This window comes from Enterobacter sp. PI-10, assembly GCF_027947695.1.
Lineage (GTDB): Bacteria > Pseudomonadota > Gammaproteobacteria > Enterobacterales > Enterobacteriaceae > Enterobacter > Enterobacter vonholyi.
This window is the reverse complement of record NZ_JAJNOG010000002.1, coordinates 640,312-655,435: the sequence shown is the minus strand read 5'-3', so window position 1 is coordinate 655,435 and position 15,124 is coordinate 640,312. Positions and strand designations below refer to the sequence as shown.

The 15,124-nt window shown below is 53.0% G+C and carries 15 protein-coding genes; 9 read left to right on the top strand and 6 right to left on the bottom strand.

Going from position 1 to position 15,124, the window contains the following annotated elements; all coding sequences use genetic code 11:
* Positions 1 to 21: 21 nt before the first annotated feature.
* The 5 genes from LRM19_RS07570 to LRM19_RS07550 all read left to right on the top strand — a co-directional run bounded on the left by LRM19_RS07570 (position 22) and on the right by LRM19_RS07550 (position 2,620).
* Positions 22 to 471 (top strand): hypothetical protein, encoded by a 450-nt coding sequence (locus LRM19_RS07570; RefSeq protein WP_271368020.1) that lies wholly within the window; start codon positions 22 to 24, stop codon positions 469 to 471.
* Positions 472 to 729: 258 nt separating this feature from the next.
* Positions 730 to 1,761, top strand: a complete 1,032-nt coding sequence (locus LRM19_RS07565) for a methyltransferase (protein WP_271368018.1) — start codon at positions 730 to 732, stop codon at positions 1,759 to 1,761.
* A gap of 90 nt (positions 1,762 to 1,851) precedes the next feature.
* On the top strand, positions 1,852 to 2,049 hold the full coding sequence (locus LRM19_RS07560; protein WP_023312007.1) for a hypothetical protein: 198 nt from the start codon (positions 1,852 to 1,854) through the stop codon (positions 2,047 to 2,049).
* Between the two features lie 3 nt (positions 2,050 to 2,052).
* Positions 2,053 to 2,475, top strand: coding sequence for a GFA family protein (locus LRM19_RS07555; RefSeq protein WP_111963684.1), 423 nt, complete (start codon positions 2,053 to 2,055; stop codon positions 2,473 to 2,475).
* A 67-nt stretch (positions 2,476 to 2,542) separates the two neighbouring features.
* Positions 2,543 to 2,620 (top strand): hypothetical protein, encoded by a 78-nt coding sequence (locus LRM19_RS07550; RefSeq protein ID WP_223232805.1) that lies wholly within the window; start codon positions 2,543 to 2,545, stop codon positions 2,618 to 2,620.
* 335 nt (positions 2,621 to 2,955) lie between these two features.
* On the opposite strand, the gene ompC is transcribed toward LRM19_RS07550, so the two are convergent.
* Entirely contained in the window at positions 2,956 to 4,065 is a 1,110-nt protein-coding gene (ompC, locus tag LRM19_RS07545) for a porin OmpC (RefSeq protein ID WP_271368016.1), read from the bottom strand.
* A gap of 388 nt (positions 4,066 to 4,453) precedes the next feature.
* Positions 4,454 to 7,978, bottom strand: coding sequence for a pyruvate:ferredoxin (flavodoxin) oxidoreductase (gene nifJ, locus LRM19_RS07540; RefSeq protein WP_271368014.1), 3,525 nt, complete (start codon positions 7,976 to 7,978; stop codon positions 4,454 to 4,456).
* Positions 7,979 to 8,249: 271 nt separating this feature from the next.
* On the opposite strand from nifJ, the gene LRM19_RS07535 reads away from it, so the two are divergent.
* A complete protein-coding gene (locus LRM19_RS07535; protein ID WP_115876072.1) occupies positions 8,250 to 8,516 on the top strand; it encodes a putative hemolysin in 267 nt (88 codons plus the stop codon).
* Here the strand turns inward: LRM19_RS07535 and hslJ are convergent, their stop codons facing one another.
* The 4 genes from hslJ to LRM19_RS07515 all read right to left on the bottom strand — a co-directional run bounded on the left by hslJ (position 8,517) and on the right by LRM19_RS07515 (position 11,617).
* Entirely contained in the window at positions 8,517 to 8,954 is a 438-nt protein-coding gene (gene hslJ / locus LRM19_RS07530; protein WP_115875300.1) for a heat shock protein HslJ, read from the bottom strand.
* Positions 8,955 to 9,078: 124 nt separating this feature from the next.
* Entirely contained in the window at positions 9,079 to 9,207 is a 129-nt protein-coding gene (locus tag LRM19_RS07525) for a DUF2474 domain-containing protein (protein WP_008501283.1), read from the bottom strand.
* Positions 9,207 to 10,217, bottom strand: coding sequence for a cytochrome d ubiquinol oxidase subunit II (cydB, locus tag LRM19_RS07520; protein ID WP_115875298.1), 1,011 nt, complete (start codon positions 10,215 to 10,217; stop codon positions 9,207 to 9,209). The genes LRM19_RS07525 and cydB overlap by 1 nt, the downstream gene beginning before the upstream one ends.
* Positions 10,217 to 11,617: a cytochrome ubiquinol oxidase subunit I gene (locus LRM19_RS07515; RefSeq protein ID WP_115875297.1), complete on the bottom strand. Its 1,401-nt coding sequence runs from the start codon at positions 11,615 to 11,617 to the stop codon at positions 10,217 to 10,219. The genes cydB and LRM19_RS07515 overlap by 1 nt, the downstream gene beginning before the upstream one ends.
* A gap of 392 nt (positions 11,618 to 12,009) precedes the next feature.
* Here LRM19_RS07515 and ymcF point away from each other — a divergent pair, with 392 nt between their 5' ends.
* The 3 genes from ymcF (at position 12,010) to ydcS (ending at position 15,107) form a co-directional block, all read left to right on the top strand.
* Entirely contained in the window at positions 12,010 to 12,198 is a 189-nt protein-coding gene (ymcF, locus tag LRM19_RS07510; RefSeq protein WP_028013309.1) for a cold shock small protein YmcF, read from the top strand.
* An 82-nt stretch (positions 12,199 to 12,280) separates the two neighbouring features.
* Positions 12,281 to 13,690: an aminotransferase-like domain-containing protein gene (locus LRM19_RS07505; RefSeq protein ID WP_271368008.1), complete on the top strand. Its 1,410-nt coding sequence runs from the start codon at positions 12,281 to 12,283 to the stop codon at positions 13,688 to 13,690.
* 271 nt (positions 13,691 to 13,961) lie between these two features.
* Complete coding sequence (ydcS, locus tag LRM19_RS07500) at positions 13,962 to 15,107, top strand: putative ABC transporter substrate-binding protein YdcS (RefSeq protein WP_271368007.1); 1,146 nt, start codon at positions 13,962 to 13,964, stop codon at positions 15,105 to 15,107.
* Positions 15,108 to 15,124 lie beyond the last annotated feature (17 nt).

Below are 15,124 nucleotides of genomic sequence, written 5' to 3'. Positions count from 1 at the left end.
CAACACGGACGACAACATCCCATGAAAATAGAATCTCTTATACTGGCAGTGCTGGTGGTCTTTTCTGCGCCTTCCTGGTCTGCTTTTCAGGAGCGGGAATATAATACCTGGTATATGAAAAATGCCGTCCTTTATGATATGACTCAGACCTCGGAAGGTTTCCCGGTCATGGTGAGTGTTTCTCAGCCAGGGAGGAAATCCGCTAACTTGCTGGTGTCATTTATTACTGAAGGCCGTTGTAGTGAAAACAACCAGTCGCTAAATGTTAATGGTAAGGAGCTGCCCGCAAAATATTATTGTGTTGAGGTAGGGCAAAATAGAATTGAACATTTTTCTGTGGTTGATGCGGACAGCGTCAATGGAATGGTGACGCATTTAAAATCAGATTTCACTATTCTGTTGCAAAACAATATCAAGGTTTGGGCTGCAAATATCAAAACGCCAAAGTATGGGCTGACGCCGAGATTCTAAATAGAGAATGGCTGCGTTGTCACAGGATTTTTTGGATGTAAGACAATCATTTATAAAGTAATAGTTTCTGCGCATTACTAATCAAAATGAAGAGTAAGTGGCCCTGTTTTTTTACGTGTTTATATGTACTGTATGCAAACCAATACGAAGCAGCATAAGTAAACCTTGCTGAAATTATGGATAAAGCTCACTGCCAGACTTACGCTTGTTAGCAACTTTTTAGTTGTTCAACACATCTTTATTGGTAAGGAGCAGAAAATGTCACAACGTAATAGTCTGGATTTACTAAGCCGTAAAGAAGGAATGTGTTTGTTAGAGCAAAGCATGGGTTTTGTCTGGCAGGCAGCACTTCGGGCTGTCGCGGTATTAGGGGTCGCAGATCGTCTGGTTGATGGAAAAAAATCCGTGAATCAACTGGCGAAGGAGTTGAATGTCGACGTTGACTATCTTCATCGAGTCATGCGCTTATTGTCCTCTCGTGGGGTTTTCAACGAATTATCTGACGCCGAATACAGCCTTAGCCAATCAGCACAATTCCTCTGTTCTGAGCATGAATTTTCCTTGCGTGCAGCAGTGCTCATGCTGACAGACCAGACATTCTGGCAGCCAGCGGCAAAAATGGATGAGATATTGCAAGGCAAACCTGTCTTTAATGAATTGTTTGGCAAGCCTTTTTACGAATACTGGCAGCATGACGATAGTGGGGCTGATAGCAACATTTTTCATGCCGGTATGGCCTCTATGTCATCCGTAGAGAATGAAGTCATCGCAGATAGCTATTCGTTCCCTCAAAGCGCTGTCGTTGCCGATATCGCCGGTGGGCTGGGTAATTTATTACTGGCCGTTTTACGTCGAAACCCGACCCTGACGGGGATCCTTTTTGATCAAACAGACGTGCTTGAGCGGAATCGACTGTATCTGTTGAATGATCATCGCCGATGGGAGACCGTAGAGGGCAGTTTTTTTGAAGCCTGTCCTGTAGCAGACATTTATCTACTTAAATACATTTTAATGGACTGGCCTGATGAAAAGGCCATTCAGATACTTCAATGCTGCAGAAATGCTATGAAAGAAAACTCCAGGCTATTAATTTTTGAGCCACTTATTAAAAAAGAAAATAATGAACAGGGACGATTTGAAATTGATCTTCTTTTGTTAACAAGCTTTGATGGAGGACGTGCAAGAACAGAGTCTGAGTATCAGACCTTGTTTGAAAAGACTCGTCTGAAGCTAAACAAAATAATAGACACCCGTTCGTATCTGTCGATTTTAGAAGTCGTACCTGTTTGAACTGTTTAAATATTATTCACAGATCATGTGTCTGGCATTCCGTTTTACCATATTCCTGCTACCCTTGTTTGTTGTACCAGGAGCATGAATATGAAAAACAAAGATGAACAAACCGGATTAGTGGGGCTGGCGATTGGGGCCGCCGTTATTGGGCTGGTTTCAGCGCAAAAACCGATCCATCGCAACAGTATAGTGGATGAACTGGTCAGACTCGGCAGGCAAAAAGGCGATGGTGTAGAAGACGAGGTTTTCGTTAAAGCGGCCGAGCTCGTGAGAAAAGGGGTATAGCCCATGGCTGAAAGACGAAATGCGAAGTGCCACTGCGGCGCGGTGGCATTCACCGTTGAACTTACTGATGGCCTCAACACCGCGCGGCGCTGCAGCTGTTCCTTTTGTCGAATGCGAGGCGCTGTCGTCGTTTCTGCGCCGCTGTCGGGGATTACGGTGACCAAAGGTGAGGATAAGCTCACCGAGTACCGCTTTAACACGGGAACGGCACGGCATTTCTTCTGCTCGGTGTGCGGGATTTACACGTTCCATCAGCGGCGTTCTAACCCAAACGAATATGGCGTGAATGTCGCCTGTTTTGAAAACGTTTCACCATTTGATTTTCCTGAAGTGAAGGTGATGGACGGGGTTAACCATCCCATGGATGGAGAAAGTGGCGTATTTGGCTATCTCACTTTTCGCGAGAAAGGTGAACAGCAGGCATGATTGCCGCCTGGCCACTCTTTAATCAGCTGGCTATAGTGGAGAATGGTTATCTGATACAGGAGAAACTATGCTTAGTGTTGAAAAAGACGATCCGCGTGAGGCCCCTGAATCAGGCGATAAAAAGCCTCAACCTGTGAAAAAATAACGCGACCTATGCGTATATCCGCCACCGGCACTGCTGGTGGCTTTTTGTTTCCAGGGAAACGGTCAACTGCCATCCAGGTGGTTTAACAGCGCGCCGAGATGCCCGACAATATCACCAAAATCAAAAATTAACGCCATCCACACCAATGCTAAAAGGGTAAGGACGGCAAGAGATACACGACCAAACAACGCTGTTATCCTTAATGACAAAAGGGCTATCTCCGTAGTCTAACCAGCTTTCTTTCAACTTTCCCTCAACCAATCCCTTTCTGACACTATCTCTTGTGACTTACTTCAAAAACAAGCGAGCCCGCACCATGGTGCGGGCTCTGACAATCAGAACTGGTAAACCAGACCTAACGCTACGACGTCATCCGTGCCGATGCCGTTGTTTTTGTAGAAGCTGTCATCTTCATCCAGCAGGTTAATTTTGTAATCAACGTAGGTGGACATGTTTTTATTGAAGTAATAGGTCGCGCCTACGTCAGCGTATTTAACCAGATCCCGATCGCCCTGACCGTTGCCCAGGTCCTTACCTTTCGACTGCAGGTAGGAAAGGGACGGACGCAGGCCAAAGTCGAACTGGTACTGGGCGGTCACTTCAAAGTTCTGGGTTTTATTCGCAACGGAATCGGTTTTATCACCATACGGGGTCATATTGCGGGTTTCAGAGTACATTGCCGCCAGATAGATGTTATTGGCGTCATATTTCAGACCCGCAGTCCACGCATCCGCTTTATCACCGCCCGCTGTGGTATTCATGACCTGTTCGTTGGTGCGGTCTGAAGAGGTGTACGCCGCACCTGCAGTAATGCCCATACCGAAGTCATAGGTGGTAGAGATACCGAAGCCGTCACCGTTCTCGTGACGCGTGTCGCGACCGTTGTTGGTGCCTTCCTGGTTGTTGCTGGCGTCTTCATTCTTGCCCTGATACTGCAGCGCAAAGTTCAGGCCCTGCACCAGACCATAGAAGTCGGTGTTACGGTAGGTTGCCACACCGTTGGCGCGGCTGGTCATAAAGTTGTCGGCTTTTGAGTAGGAGTCGCCGCCGAACTCAGGCAGCATATCGGTCCAGCCTTCCACATCGTACAGCACGCCGTAGTTACGACCGTAATCGAAGGAGCCGTAGTCACCCACTTTGACGCCCGCGAAGGCCAGACGCGTCCAGGACTGATTATCAGACCCTTCGGTGTTATTTGCCTGAATGTTGTATTCCCACTGCGCGTAGCCGGTCATCATGTCGTTGATCTGGGTTTCGCCTTTGAAGCCCAGACGCATGTAGGTTTGATCCCCGTCAGCGTCTTTATCGTCGGAGAAATAGTGCAGACCATCTACTTTTCCGTACAGATCTAATTTGTTGCCGTCTTTATTATAAATCTCTGCTGCATGAGTTGCGCCAGCCATTAACAGAGCCGGAATCATCAGGGCCAGTACTTTTCTTTGCATTTTGATATTCCATTGTGGTTGTTTTTATTTAATTACCTGTTGAACTTTCAGAATGAGAAAGTTGTCCCATGCTAAATCACTCCGCTGCGAGAGTAATAAAATATAATTGTTACGAACTAAGTAAAATCTAAACCGAATAAATCAACTGAAACGGTCATTGACTTGATGAATGATTTAAAGTTAAGCATATTAAATTGAAATTATTAATCGGGCGTTAATTAAGGTAACCTTGATGCGTTATATGCCTTTAAGATCATTCATTCATAATTAACATGAATACTATTAAGTAAACAAAATAGATATTCAATGATTATCTGGATTCGCCCGGTGTGAATACGCCGGGCTTTTTTTATGGCAAAAAAATGCCCGGACAAGCCGGGCAGAGGTACTAGTCGCTGGTCGGTTTTTCGGCTTTACCCGCCATTTGCGCCAGGAAGTCATAACGTTTTTGCAGATCGGCCGCGGCGTCTTTCCAGAGCTGTTCCGCCACTTCCGGCTGCTGCGCGTTAAGGCGGCGGAAGCGCTGTTCCTGCATTAACGTCTCGGCTAGGGCATCTGACGGTGGACGAGAGTCCAGCGCCAGCGGTAATTTACCCTCATCAGCACGACGCGGGTCGAACCGGTACAGCGGCCAGAAGCCCGTCGCGGTCAGCTGGCGCATCTGGTCGTGGCTGAGCGCCAGATCGTAGCCATGCTCTTCGCAAGGGCTGTATGCAACGATCAGCGATGGGCCAGGATACGCTTCCGCCTCCTGAATTGCTTTCACCGTCTGGTTAAGCTGGGCACCCAGCGAAATTTGCGCGACGTAAACGTGACCGTACATCATCATGCTTACACCGAGATCTTTGCGCGCCTTGCGTTTACCGTGTTCGCCGAATTTCGTCACTGCGCCAAGCGGCGTCGCTTTCGACGCCTGACCACCGGTGTTGGAATAACACTGCGTATCCAGAACCAGGATATTGACGTTTTCGGTCAGGCTCAGCACGTGATCCAGCCCGCCAAAGCCGATGTCGTAAGCCCAGCCGTCACCGCCAATCAGCCAGATCGATTTTTCGACCAGCGCGTCCGCGTCGGTCAGCAGCTGTTCTGCGCCCGCCACGCCCTGAAGCGCCTGACGCAGCTCGGCAACCTGCTCACGACGTTCTTCTGGCGTTGCATCCGCATGAAGCGCGTCATTGAGCCCGGCAGGGATCTGCCCGGCAAACTGCTCCAGCAGGCGCATCACGCGTGCGCGGTGCTGGTCAACGGTCAGGCGGAAGCCCAGACCAAATTCGGCGTTGTCTTCGAATAGCGAGTTTGCCCACGCCGGACCGCGACCGTTGGCATCGGTGGTGTACGGCGTGGAGGGCAGGTTACCGCCATAAATAGACGAACAGCCGGTTGCGTTGGCAATCAACATCCGGTCACCGTACAGCTGGGTAAGCAGCTTGATATACGGCGTTTCACCGCAGCCCGAGCAGGCGCCGGAGTATTCAAACAGCGGCGTGATCAGCTGCGAAGTGCGAATATCAATGCGTTCCAGTTTGCTGCGGTCGATTTCCGGCAGGTTCAGGAAGAAGTCATAATTGACCTTCTCCTCTTCAACATGCTCCAGACGCGACATCATATTGATGGCTTTGATCTCCGGATTCTGCCTGTCTTTCGCCGGACAGACCTCGACGCACAGGTTACAGCCGGTGCAATCTTCCGGCGCGACCTGCAGAACGTATTTCTGCCCGCGCATATCGCGGGATTTCACATCCAGTGAATGCAGGCTCGCAGGCGCAGATTCCATCTCTTCCGGTGAAACCACTTTGGCACGAATGGCTGAGTGCGGGCAGGCCGCTACGCAGTGGTTGCACTGGGTACACAGTTCTTCTTTCCAGATAGGGATCGCTTCGGCGATGTTACGTTTTTCCCAGCGCGTGGTGCCCATCGGCCAGGTGCCATCCGGCGGCAGCGCAGAGACGGGCAGGGCATCACCCAGACCGGCCAGCATCGCCGCCGTCACGGTCTTAACGAAATCAGGCGCCGCATCGGACACCACCGGAGGGCGGTTCGGGCTTGCGGCATTGACCGGCTGCAGCGGTACCTCATACAGCGACTCGCGCGCCAGCGCTAGCGCCTGCCAGTTACGCTCGACTAATTCCTGTCCTTTGCTGCTGTAGCTTTTGGCAATCGCGCCCTGCAGTTCCGCCAGCGCGCTGTCGCCCGGCAGGATATTGGTCAGATGGAAGAAGGCCATCTGCATAACGGTATTGATGCGCGCGGCCAGGCCACATTCGCGGGCAATTTTCGCCGCATTCACCACAAATAAACGGGCTTTTTTCTGGTTCAGCACCGCCTGCACTTCCTGCGGCAGGCGAGACCAGACTTCATCCGCGCTGTATGGCGTATTCAGGAGGAAAATACCGCCAGGCTTCAGGCGCTCGGCCATCTGGTATTTATCGATAAACTGCAGCTGGTGACAGCCAACAAAATCAGCCTGAGAAATAAGATACGCAGAGCGGATGGGCTGTTCGCTCACCCGCAGGTGGGAAACGGTCAAGCCGCCTGCCTTTTTGGAGTCGTAAACGAAGTACCCCTGGGCATACCACGGCGTGGAGTTACCGATGATTTTGATGTTGTTTTTGGTCGCGGAGACGCTGCCGTCGCTGCCCAGACCATAGAACAGCGCCTCAAGTTTGGCGGTCGAGGGCAGGGTGTTTTCCGGCAGCGACAGGGACAGATTCGTCACATCATCATAAATACCGACGGTAAAGCGCGGCTTGGGCTTCGCTTCGCTGAGCTCGTTGAATACCGCCAGCACGCAGTCCGGCCCAAATTCCTTGGACGATAACCCATAGCGACCTCCGATCACGCGCGGCAGCGTTTCACGTTCGCCCTGATTAAAGGCTTCTGCCAGGGCCGTCATCACATCCAGATACAGCGGTTCCGCCTGCGCGCCCGGCTCTTTAGTGCGATCGAGCACCGCAACGGTACGCGCGCTTTCCGGCAGCGCAGAGAGCAGATGTTTCGCCGAGAACGGCCGATAGAGACGCACTTTCAGCACGCCAACTTTTTCGCCGCGCGTCAGCAGTTCATCAACAACTTCCTCGCAGGTGCCAATGGCCGACCCCATCAGCACAATGACCCGTTCCGCCTGCGGATGGCCGTAGTACTCAAAGGGTTTATATTCCCGACCGGTCGCGGCGGCAAAGTCATTCATCGCCTGTTCAACATGGTCGTAAACCGCGTTGTACCAAGGGTTCGTGGCCTCGCGGGACTGGAAATAGGTATCCGGGTTCGCCGACGTGCCGCGAATCACCGGGTGTTCCGGATTTAGGGCCCGGGCACGGTGCGCGTCGATATCCGCCTGCGGGAGGAGATTCAGGATTGTCTCGTCAGCCAGCGGGACGATTTTGTTAATTTCGTGAGAGGTGCGGAAACCATCAAAGAAATGAATAAACGGCACCCGGCTTTTGAGCGTGGCGATATGCGAAATTAAGGCAAAGTCCTGGGCTTCCTGAACGCTGCTGGCGCACAGCATCGCGCAGCCGGTCTGGCGTACGGCCATCACGTCTGAGTGATCGCCAAAGATAGAGAGCGCGTGGGTGGCAACGGTCCGCGCAGCAACGTGCAGAACGAAGGGGGTCAGTTGCCCGGCGAGTTTGTACAGCGTCGGGATCATTAACAACAATCCCTGAGAAGATGTGAACGACGTGGAAAGCGCGCCGGTCTGAAGCGCGCCGTGCACCGTGGCAATCGCACCGGCTTCAGACTGCATCTCAACCACTCTCGGGACATCGCCCCAGACGTTTTTTAACCCGTTACCCGCCCAGGCATCCGCCTGCTCGGCCATGGTAGAACTTGGCGTAATCGGGTAGATGGCGATAACTTCACTGGTGCGAAACGCGACTGAGGCAACTGCACCATTACCGTCAATAGTTTGCATAGGACAACACCCTTACATTGCGCAAAAAATAGGGGTCTGTATTACGGCAACAAACCCTGAATATTATCTGTGTATTCTAGCAAACGGGTGATTTTACGATTTTCGCTTTTGTGTCCTTGGTATTCTCGCCATCAATGAGTAGATCAAACTTTTGGCGAAAAAATTGCGAAAAATTGTTTCCGGAGCGCATAAATACGCACTTTCGCTCTCGACGACACGGGCTGTGATGCCTATTATGCATAGGTTTCGCATCATTTATGGGGGAGAAAGCATGCGCTCAGCGTTTTTGGTAGGGTGTGCCGCATTATTGTTGTCGGCATGTAGCAGTGAACCCGTTCAGCAGGCAACGGCAGCCCACGTGGCGCCGGGAATGAAAGCGGCGATGTCCAGCGCTGGTCAGGCTAACTGCGCAATGATTGGCGGTTCGCTGTCTGTCGCTCGCCAGCTTGATGGTTCTGCTATTGGGATGTGCGCCTTGCCAAACGGCAAACGCTGTAGCGAACAGTCGCTTGCCGTTGGAAGCTGCGGTAACTACTGATTATTCTACACGCTTAAACATCAGCGTTTTATCGGCTGTCGCCAGCGTTAACTGGTCCTCAGTCAGGTCGACCTGCGCCCCTTTGCGCAGCATGTCGCCGATGGCCTGATCCAGCTCATTCAGCTGCGGTTCAGTACAGAGCTTGCGCGTCATGGCCAGCGTTTTAACCTTAAGCTCGCCTTCGGACAATTTCCCCTGTCCGTTGAAGCGGTTACACATCTGGCCGGAAACGCTGATGTTATTCACCAGGCTGATATCAGGCAGCGCGCTAAAACTGAGCTCAGGTGGCGTTGTCGCGGTCTTCACGGCCTTACCGTTCACGTTTTCCAGCACGAAGCGGTGATTCTGAAGTTGCTCCGGCTGAACGGAGGCTTTACCCGGATTAACGCAGCCGGTAAGAACAAGACTGATAACACTTAACGCGATGAGCTTTTTCATTTTTCTTCTCAAACTATAAACACTGTGAATCTTTTTCCAGTGTAACGATACGCTGCCATGCGTTAATGGGGTTTATCTGAAAGTGCGGGGGAACAGGGCAACGCAGCGGTTGCCCGGAATGATGTTAATGCGATTTAAACCCTGCAGCCGTCATTAGCATACGGAAGAGCATGCTGACAGCAGCCAGTGCCAGTACGCTGCCGCCCCAGATAATGGCCAGCCACAGTAATCTTTTCCAGACCGGTTGTTGCATCAGTGATAACCCTCCCCATGCTGAACTTTGCCGCGAAATACGTAGTAACTCCAGAAGGTGTAGACCAGAATAACGGGAATGATCAACAGCGCGCCGACCAGCATAAAGCCCTGGCTTTGCGTCGGTGCGGCGGCCTGCCAAAGGGTGATCGACGGTGGAATAATATGCGGCCAGATGCTGATCCCAAGCCCGCTAAAGCCGAGGAATACCAGCCCCAGTGTCAGAATAAACGGACGGCTATGGCTGGCGGGATTATTCAGGCAGCGCCACTGGTACAGGCTAAAAATCACCACCAGAGCAGGAACCGGCAGCAGATAAAACAGATTCGGCAGCGTAAACCAGCGCGCGGCGATGGCCGGTTGTGCCAGCGGCGTCCAGAGGCTAATGGCGGCAATAAACGCCAGCAGCACGATTAACAGCGTTTTCGATACCTCGCGCATCCGCTGCTGCAGCGCGTTTTCGCTTTTCATCACCAGCCAGGTCGAGCCTAACAGCGCATAGGCCACCACCAGCCCGGCGCCGCAAAACAGGTTAAACGCGGTAAACCAGTCAAAGGGGCCGCCGGTATAGGCCCGGCCGGTGACGGTAAAGCCGTTAATGACGGCGCCTACCGTCACGCCCTGGGTAAACGTCGCCAGAATGGAACCACCTATGAACGCCTTATCCCAGAAAGGACGGTGCGCCGGGGTGGCCTTAAAACGAAATTCAAATGCCACCCCGCGGAAAATAAGTCCGATCAGCATTAACGTCAGTGGAATGGTGAGGGCATCCACGATCACCGCGTAGGCAAGTGGGAATGCGCCAAACAGCGCAGCGCCGCCAAGCACCAGCCAGGTTTCATTTCCGTCCCAGACCGGCGCGACGCTGTTGACCATTACGTCGCGATCGTCGGCGTTCTGCGTTGCCGGGAACAGAATGCCAATCCCCAGATCAAAACCGTCCATGACGATATACATCAGCGTGGCGAAAACGATGATCACAAACCAGATAATGGAAAGATCGATACCCATTATGGCTGCTCCTTATGTTCAGTTGTGACGGCAGAAAGCGGGCGCGCCGGACGTCCGTCGGACTCGGTGGCGAAAGATTCATGCGGCTGCGGGCCTTTTCGGATGAGGCGCACCATATAGCTGTAACCCACGCCGAATACCGAGGTATAGACGACGAAGAAGGCCAGCAGGCTCACGCTCATGTGCAAATCACCATGGGCAGAAACCGCATCCTTCGTTCGCTGGAGCCCATAGACCACCCAAGGCTGGCGGCCCACTTCGGTGGTGATCCACCCGGCCAGAATGGCAATCAGCCCCGATGGCCCCATCAACAGCGCAAACCACAGGAAGGGGCGCGACGAATAAACGCGCTTTTTATATCGCAGCCAGAGTGCCGTTACCCCAAGAAGCAGCATCAGCATGCCCAGACCCGCCATAATGCGGAACGACCAGAAGACGATGGTGGAATTCGGGCGGTCTTCCTTTGGAAACTCTTTCAGCGCCGGAACCTGTTTATCCAGGCTGTGCGTCAGGATGAGACTCCCCAGCGCCGGGATCTCCAGCCCAAAGCGGGTGCGCTCCTGCTCCATATCCGGCCAGCCAAACAGCAGCAGCGGGGTAGGCTCACCCGGCGGATTTTCCCAGTGTCCTTCAATCGCGGCTATCTTGGCGGGCTGGTGCTTTAAGGTGTTCAACCCGTGCATATCGCCAACCATGGCCTGGATGGGGGCGACAATCAGCGTCATCCACAGCGCCATCGAAAACATCGCCCGGATGGCGGGGGTATTATTCCCGCGCAGCAGATGCCATGCCGCGGATGCGCCCACAAACAGGGCGCTGCTCAGGAACGCGGCTATCGACATATGCAGCAGGCGGTAAGGGAAGGAGGGGTTAAACACCACCGCGAACCAGTCCACCGGCACCACCTGACCGTTGACGATCTCATAGCCCTGCGGGGTCTGCATCCAGCTGTTTGAAGAGAGGATCCAGAAGGTAGAGATAATGGTCCCCAGCGCCACCATGCAGGTGGAGAAGAAGTGCAGACCCGGTCCGACCTTGTTCCAGCCGAACAGCATTACGCCGAGGAACCCGGCTTCGAGGAAGAAGGCGGTAAGCACTTCATAGGTCAGAAGCGGGCCGGTAATACTGCCCGCAAACTGCGAAAAGCCGCTCCAGTTGGTGCCAAACTGGTAGGCCATCACCAGCCCGGACACCACGCCCATGCCAAAGTTGACGGCAAATATCTTCGACCAGAAATGGTACAGCGAGCGCCAGACCGGATTTTTTGTTTTCAGCCACAGCCCTTCGAGCACGGCAAGATAGCTTGCAAGACCGATGGTAATGGCCGGGAAAATAATGTGAAAGGATACGGTAAAGGCAAACTGTATCCGTGCAAGGTGAAACGCATCTAAACCAAACATGCACAGCCTCAATGTCAAACGGTGTGCTGTTATGGTATAGAGGCGAAGATCTGACTATCAGACTCAGAAAAGTGATTTTTAACCATAACAGTTGGCATAATTCTCATGCTTTAGCCATCTGATATACTTCTCGGATGAGGGATAAAAACACTGTTTTTATGAATTTTACGCATAAAACAGCTTGCTTTGTCGTCAACGCCGTGCGTTAATGGTCTTCTGGTTTTGAGTCCAAATAAATATCTGACGTAGTTTTATAAAGCAGTTCTCATCACGTTGTGCCTCTCCGCAGCCTCTCTTGGGTCTTTATCTACATTCCGATTCGTTTTGTTTAAAACCATTATGCCCAATCGGCCCATTAGTAATTTACGTTTTTACGTTTACAGGAGAATCCTATGACTTCTTATATTCATTTCCGCTGCCCATGCTGTCATGGCTCGCAGTACCGTACCTCAGTCTTTGATGTGTCTGAGAAAAACCCACTCGGCGCGAAATGCATCTTTTGCAAATCGTCGATGATAACGCTCGATCACCTGGCCGCTGCGCGTCAGGCGCAAAGCCACGTTACCGAGTACCGCAAGTAATTCGTTTCCCGAACTATAACAGTTAGCTAAATCTTCTCTTTTTCTCCTGCTGATATACACTGTCAGCCACAAGGAGAATCTGATGAAAAAATACCAGCGTCTGGCGCAACAAATTATCTCGCAGATAGAGCTCGGCGTATGGCTGCCGGGCGATAAGCTGCCTTCTCTGCGAGAGCAGGTGGCGAGCAGCGGCATGAGTTTTATGACCGTTGGCCACGCGTATCAGATGCTGGAAAGTCAGGGGCGCATTGTCGCCAGACCGCAGTCGGGCTATTACGTTGCCTCGCGCCCGACCGCACATCAGCCTGCTCCACCTGCCCAGGTGATTCGTGACGAAGTCGTGGATATTAACACCTACATCTTCGACGTCTTACAGGCCAGCCGCGACCCGTCCGTTGTCCCTTTTGCCTCCGCCTTTCCCGACCCACGGCTTTTCCCGCTGCAGCAGCTCAACCGCTCGCTGGCGAACGTCAGCAAAACCGCGACGGCGATGAGCGTGATTGAGAACCTGCCGCCGGGTAACGTCGATCTCCGCCACGCCATTGCCCGCCGCTACGCGCAGCAGGGGATGAACATCTCCCCGGAAGAGATTGTGATCACCGCAGGCGCCCTTGAAGCGCTCAATCTCAGCCTGCAGGCGGTGACCGAGCCGGGCGACTGGGTGATTGTCGAAAACCCCTGTTTCTACGGCGCGCTGCAGGCGCTCGAACGCCTGAAGCTTAAAGCGTTGTCGATTGCGACGGACGTCCGTGAAGGGATTGACCTGAATGCCCTTGAGCAGGCGCTGAAGGAGTATCCAGTTAAAGCCTGCTGGATAATGACCAACAGTCAAAACCCGCTTGGCTTCACGCTGAGCGCGGAAAAAAAAGCGCAGCTTGTCGCCCTGTTAACGCAGCACAACGTTCCTCTGATTGAAGACGACGTCTACAGCGAGCTCTATTTTGGGCGCGAAAAACCGCTTCCGGCGAAAGCATGGGATCGTCAGGATATGACGCTGCACTGCTCGTCCTTTTCAAAATGTCTGGTGGCCGGTTTTCGCATCGGCTGGGTTGCGGCAGGAAAACACGCGCGACGTATTCAGCAGCTGCAGCTGATGAGCACGCTCTCCACAAGCTCACCTGTGCAGCTGGCGCTGGTTGATTACCTGGCGACGAAACGCTACGACGCCCATCTGCGCCGCCTGCGGCGTACGCTCGCCGAGCGAAAGCAGCAGGCCTGGCAGTCCCTTTTGCGCCATATGCCTGCCGGCGTCAAAATCCATCATAACGACAGCGGCTACTTTTTATGGCTGGAGCTTCCGGCGCATCTGGACGCGGGGCTGCTGAGCGAAAAAGCCTTAACGCACCACATCAGCATTGCCCCCGGAAAGATGTTTTCCACTTCTGACGCATGGACGCCGTTCTTCCGTTTTAATACGTCGTGGGCCTGGGGAGAGCGAGAAGAGCAGGCGGTCATTCAGTTAGGCAAATTAATTAGCACGATGCTGGAATAATCCTTTTTTCGTTTTTTAAATATTCATTTCTTATCCTGATGACGGCACTGTGAATATTTCGCGGTGCCCTGTCATAGGAAATCTGCATACCGTCTCTCGCGGCTAACTCCTTGTCTATAATCCAGTTAACGGGGAATGCGCCCTCGGTCACACCTTGATGAAATTTCCTTAAGCCGAACGGTGCGGCGCATTCGCGCGGTCTACGTTTAATAAGGGAGATATTTTTACGGCACGGCTGCCGCTAAATTTCATTGCGACAGGAGTAACCCTTATGAGCAAAAAATTTGCCCGCAGCAGCCTGTGCGCGCTCGGCATGACTATCATGACAGCGCAAGCCGCAGAACCACCAAAGGCCATCGGCGACGGGGAAGGTCGACTGGATATTATCGCCTGGCCGGGATACGTCGAACGCGGACAGACGGATAAAAACTACGACTGGGTCACCCAGTTTGAAAAAGAGACCGGGTGTGCGGTGAACGTCAAAACGGCGGCCACGTCGGATGAAATGGTCAGCCTGATGGCGAAAGGGGGATATGACCTGGTCACCGCCTCAGGTGACGCTTCCCTGCGCCTGATCATGGGCAAACGCGTCCAGCCGATTAACCCCGATCTTATCCCCAACTGGAAAACCCTCGACGAACGGATTGTGAAAGGGGAATGGTTTAACGTCGGCGGGAAAGTCTACGGCACGCCGTACCAGTGGGGGCCAAACCTGCTGATGTACAACACCAAAACCTTCCCGACGCCGCCGGACAGCTGGAGCGTGGTCTTTACCAAACAGGATCTGCCGGACGGGAAAACCAATCAGGGACGCGTGCAGGCGTATGACGGCCCGATTTACATCGCGGATGCCGCGCTGTTCGTCAAAGCCACGCAGCCGCAGCTGGGTATTAAAGACCCGTACCAGCTCACCGAAGCACAGTATGCCGCCGTGCTTAAGGTGCTTCGCGACCAGCATGCTCTGATTCACCGCTACTGGCACGACACTACCGTCCAGATGAGCGATTTCAAAAACGAGGGCGTCGTGGCCTCCAGCGCCTGGCCGTATCAGGCGAATGCCCTGAAGGCCGAGAACCAGCCTATTGCAACCGTCTTCCCGAAAGAGGGGGTGACCGGCTGGGCGGATACCACCATGCTGCACGCGCAGGCAAAACACCCGATGTGCGCCTACAAGTGGATGAACTGGTCGCTGACGCCGAAAGTGCAGGGCGATCTGGCAGCATGGTTTGGCTCCCTGCCCGTGGTGCCGGAAGGGTGTAAAGCCAGCACGCTGCTGGGCGATAAAGGCTGTGAAACAAACGGTTATAACGAGTTCGACAAAATCATGTTCTGGAAAACCCCCATCGCCGAAGGCGGCAAATTTGTGCCTTACAGCCGCTGGACGCAGGATTACATCGCCATCATGGGCGGTCGTTAATTGCCCGGGAGCAGAAC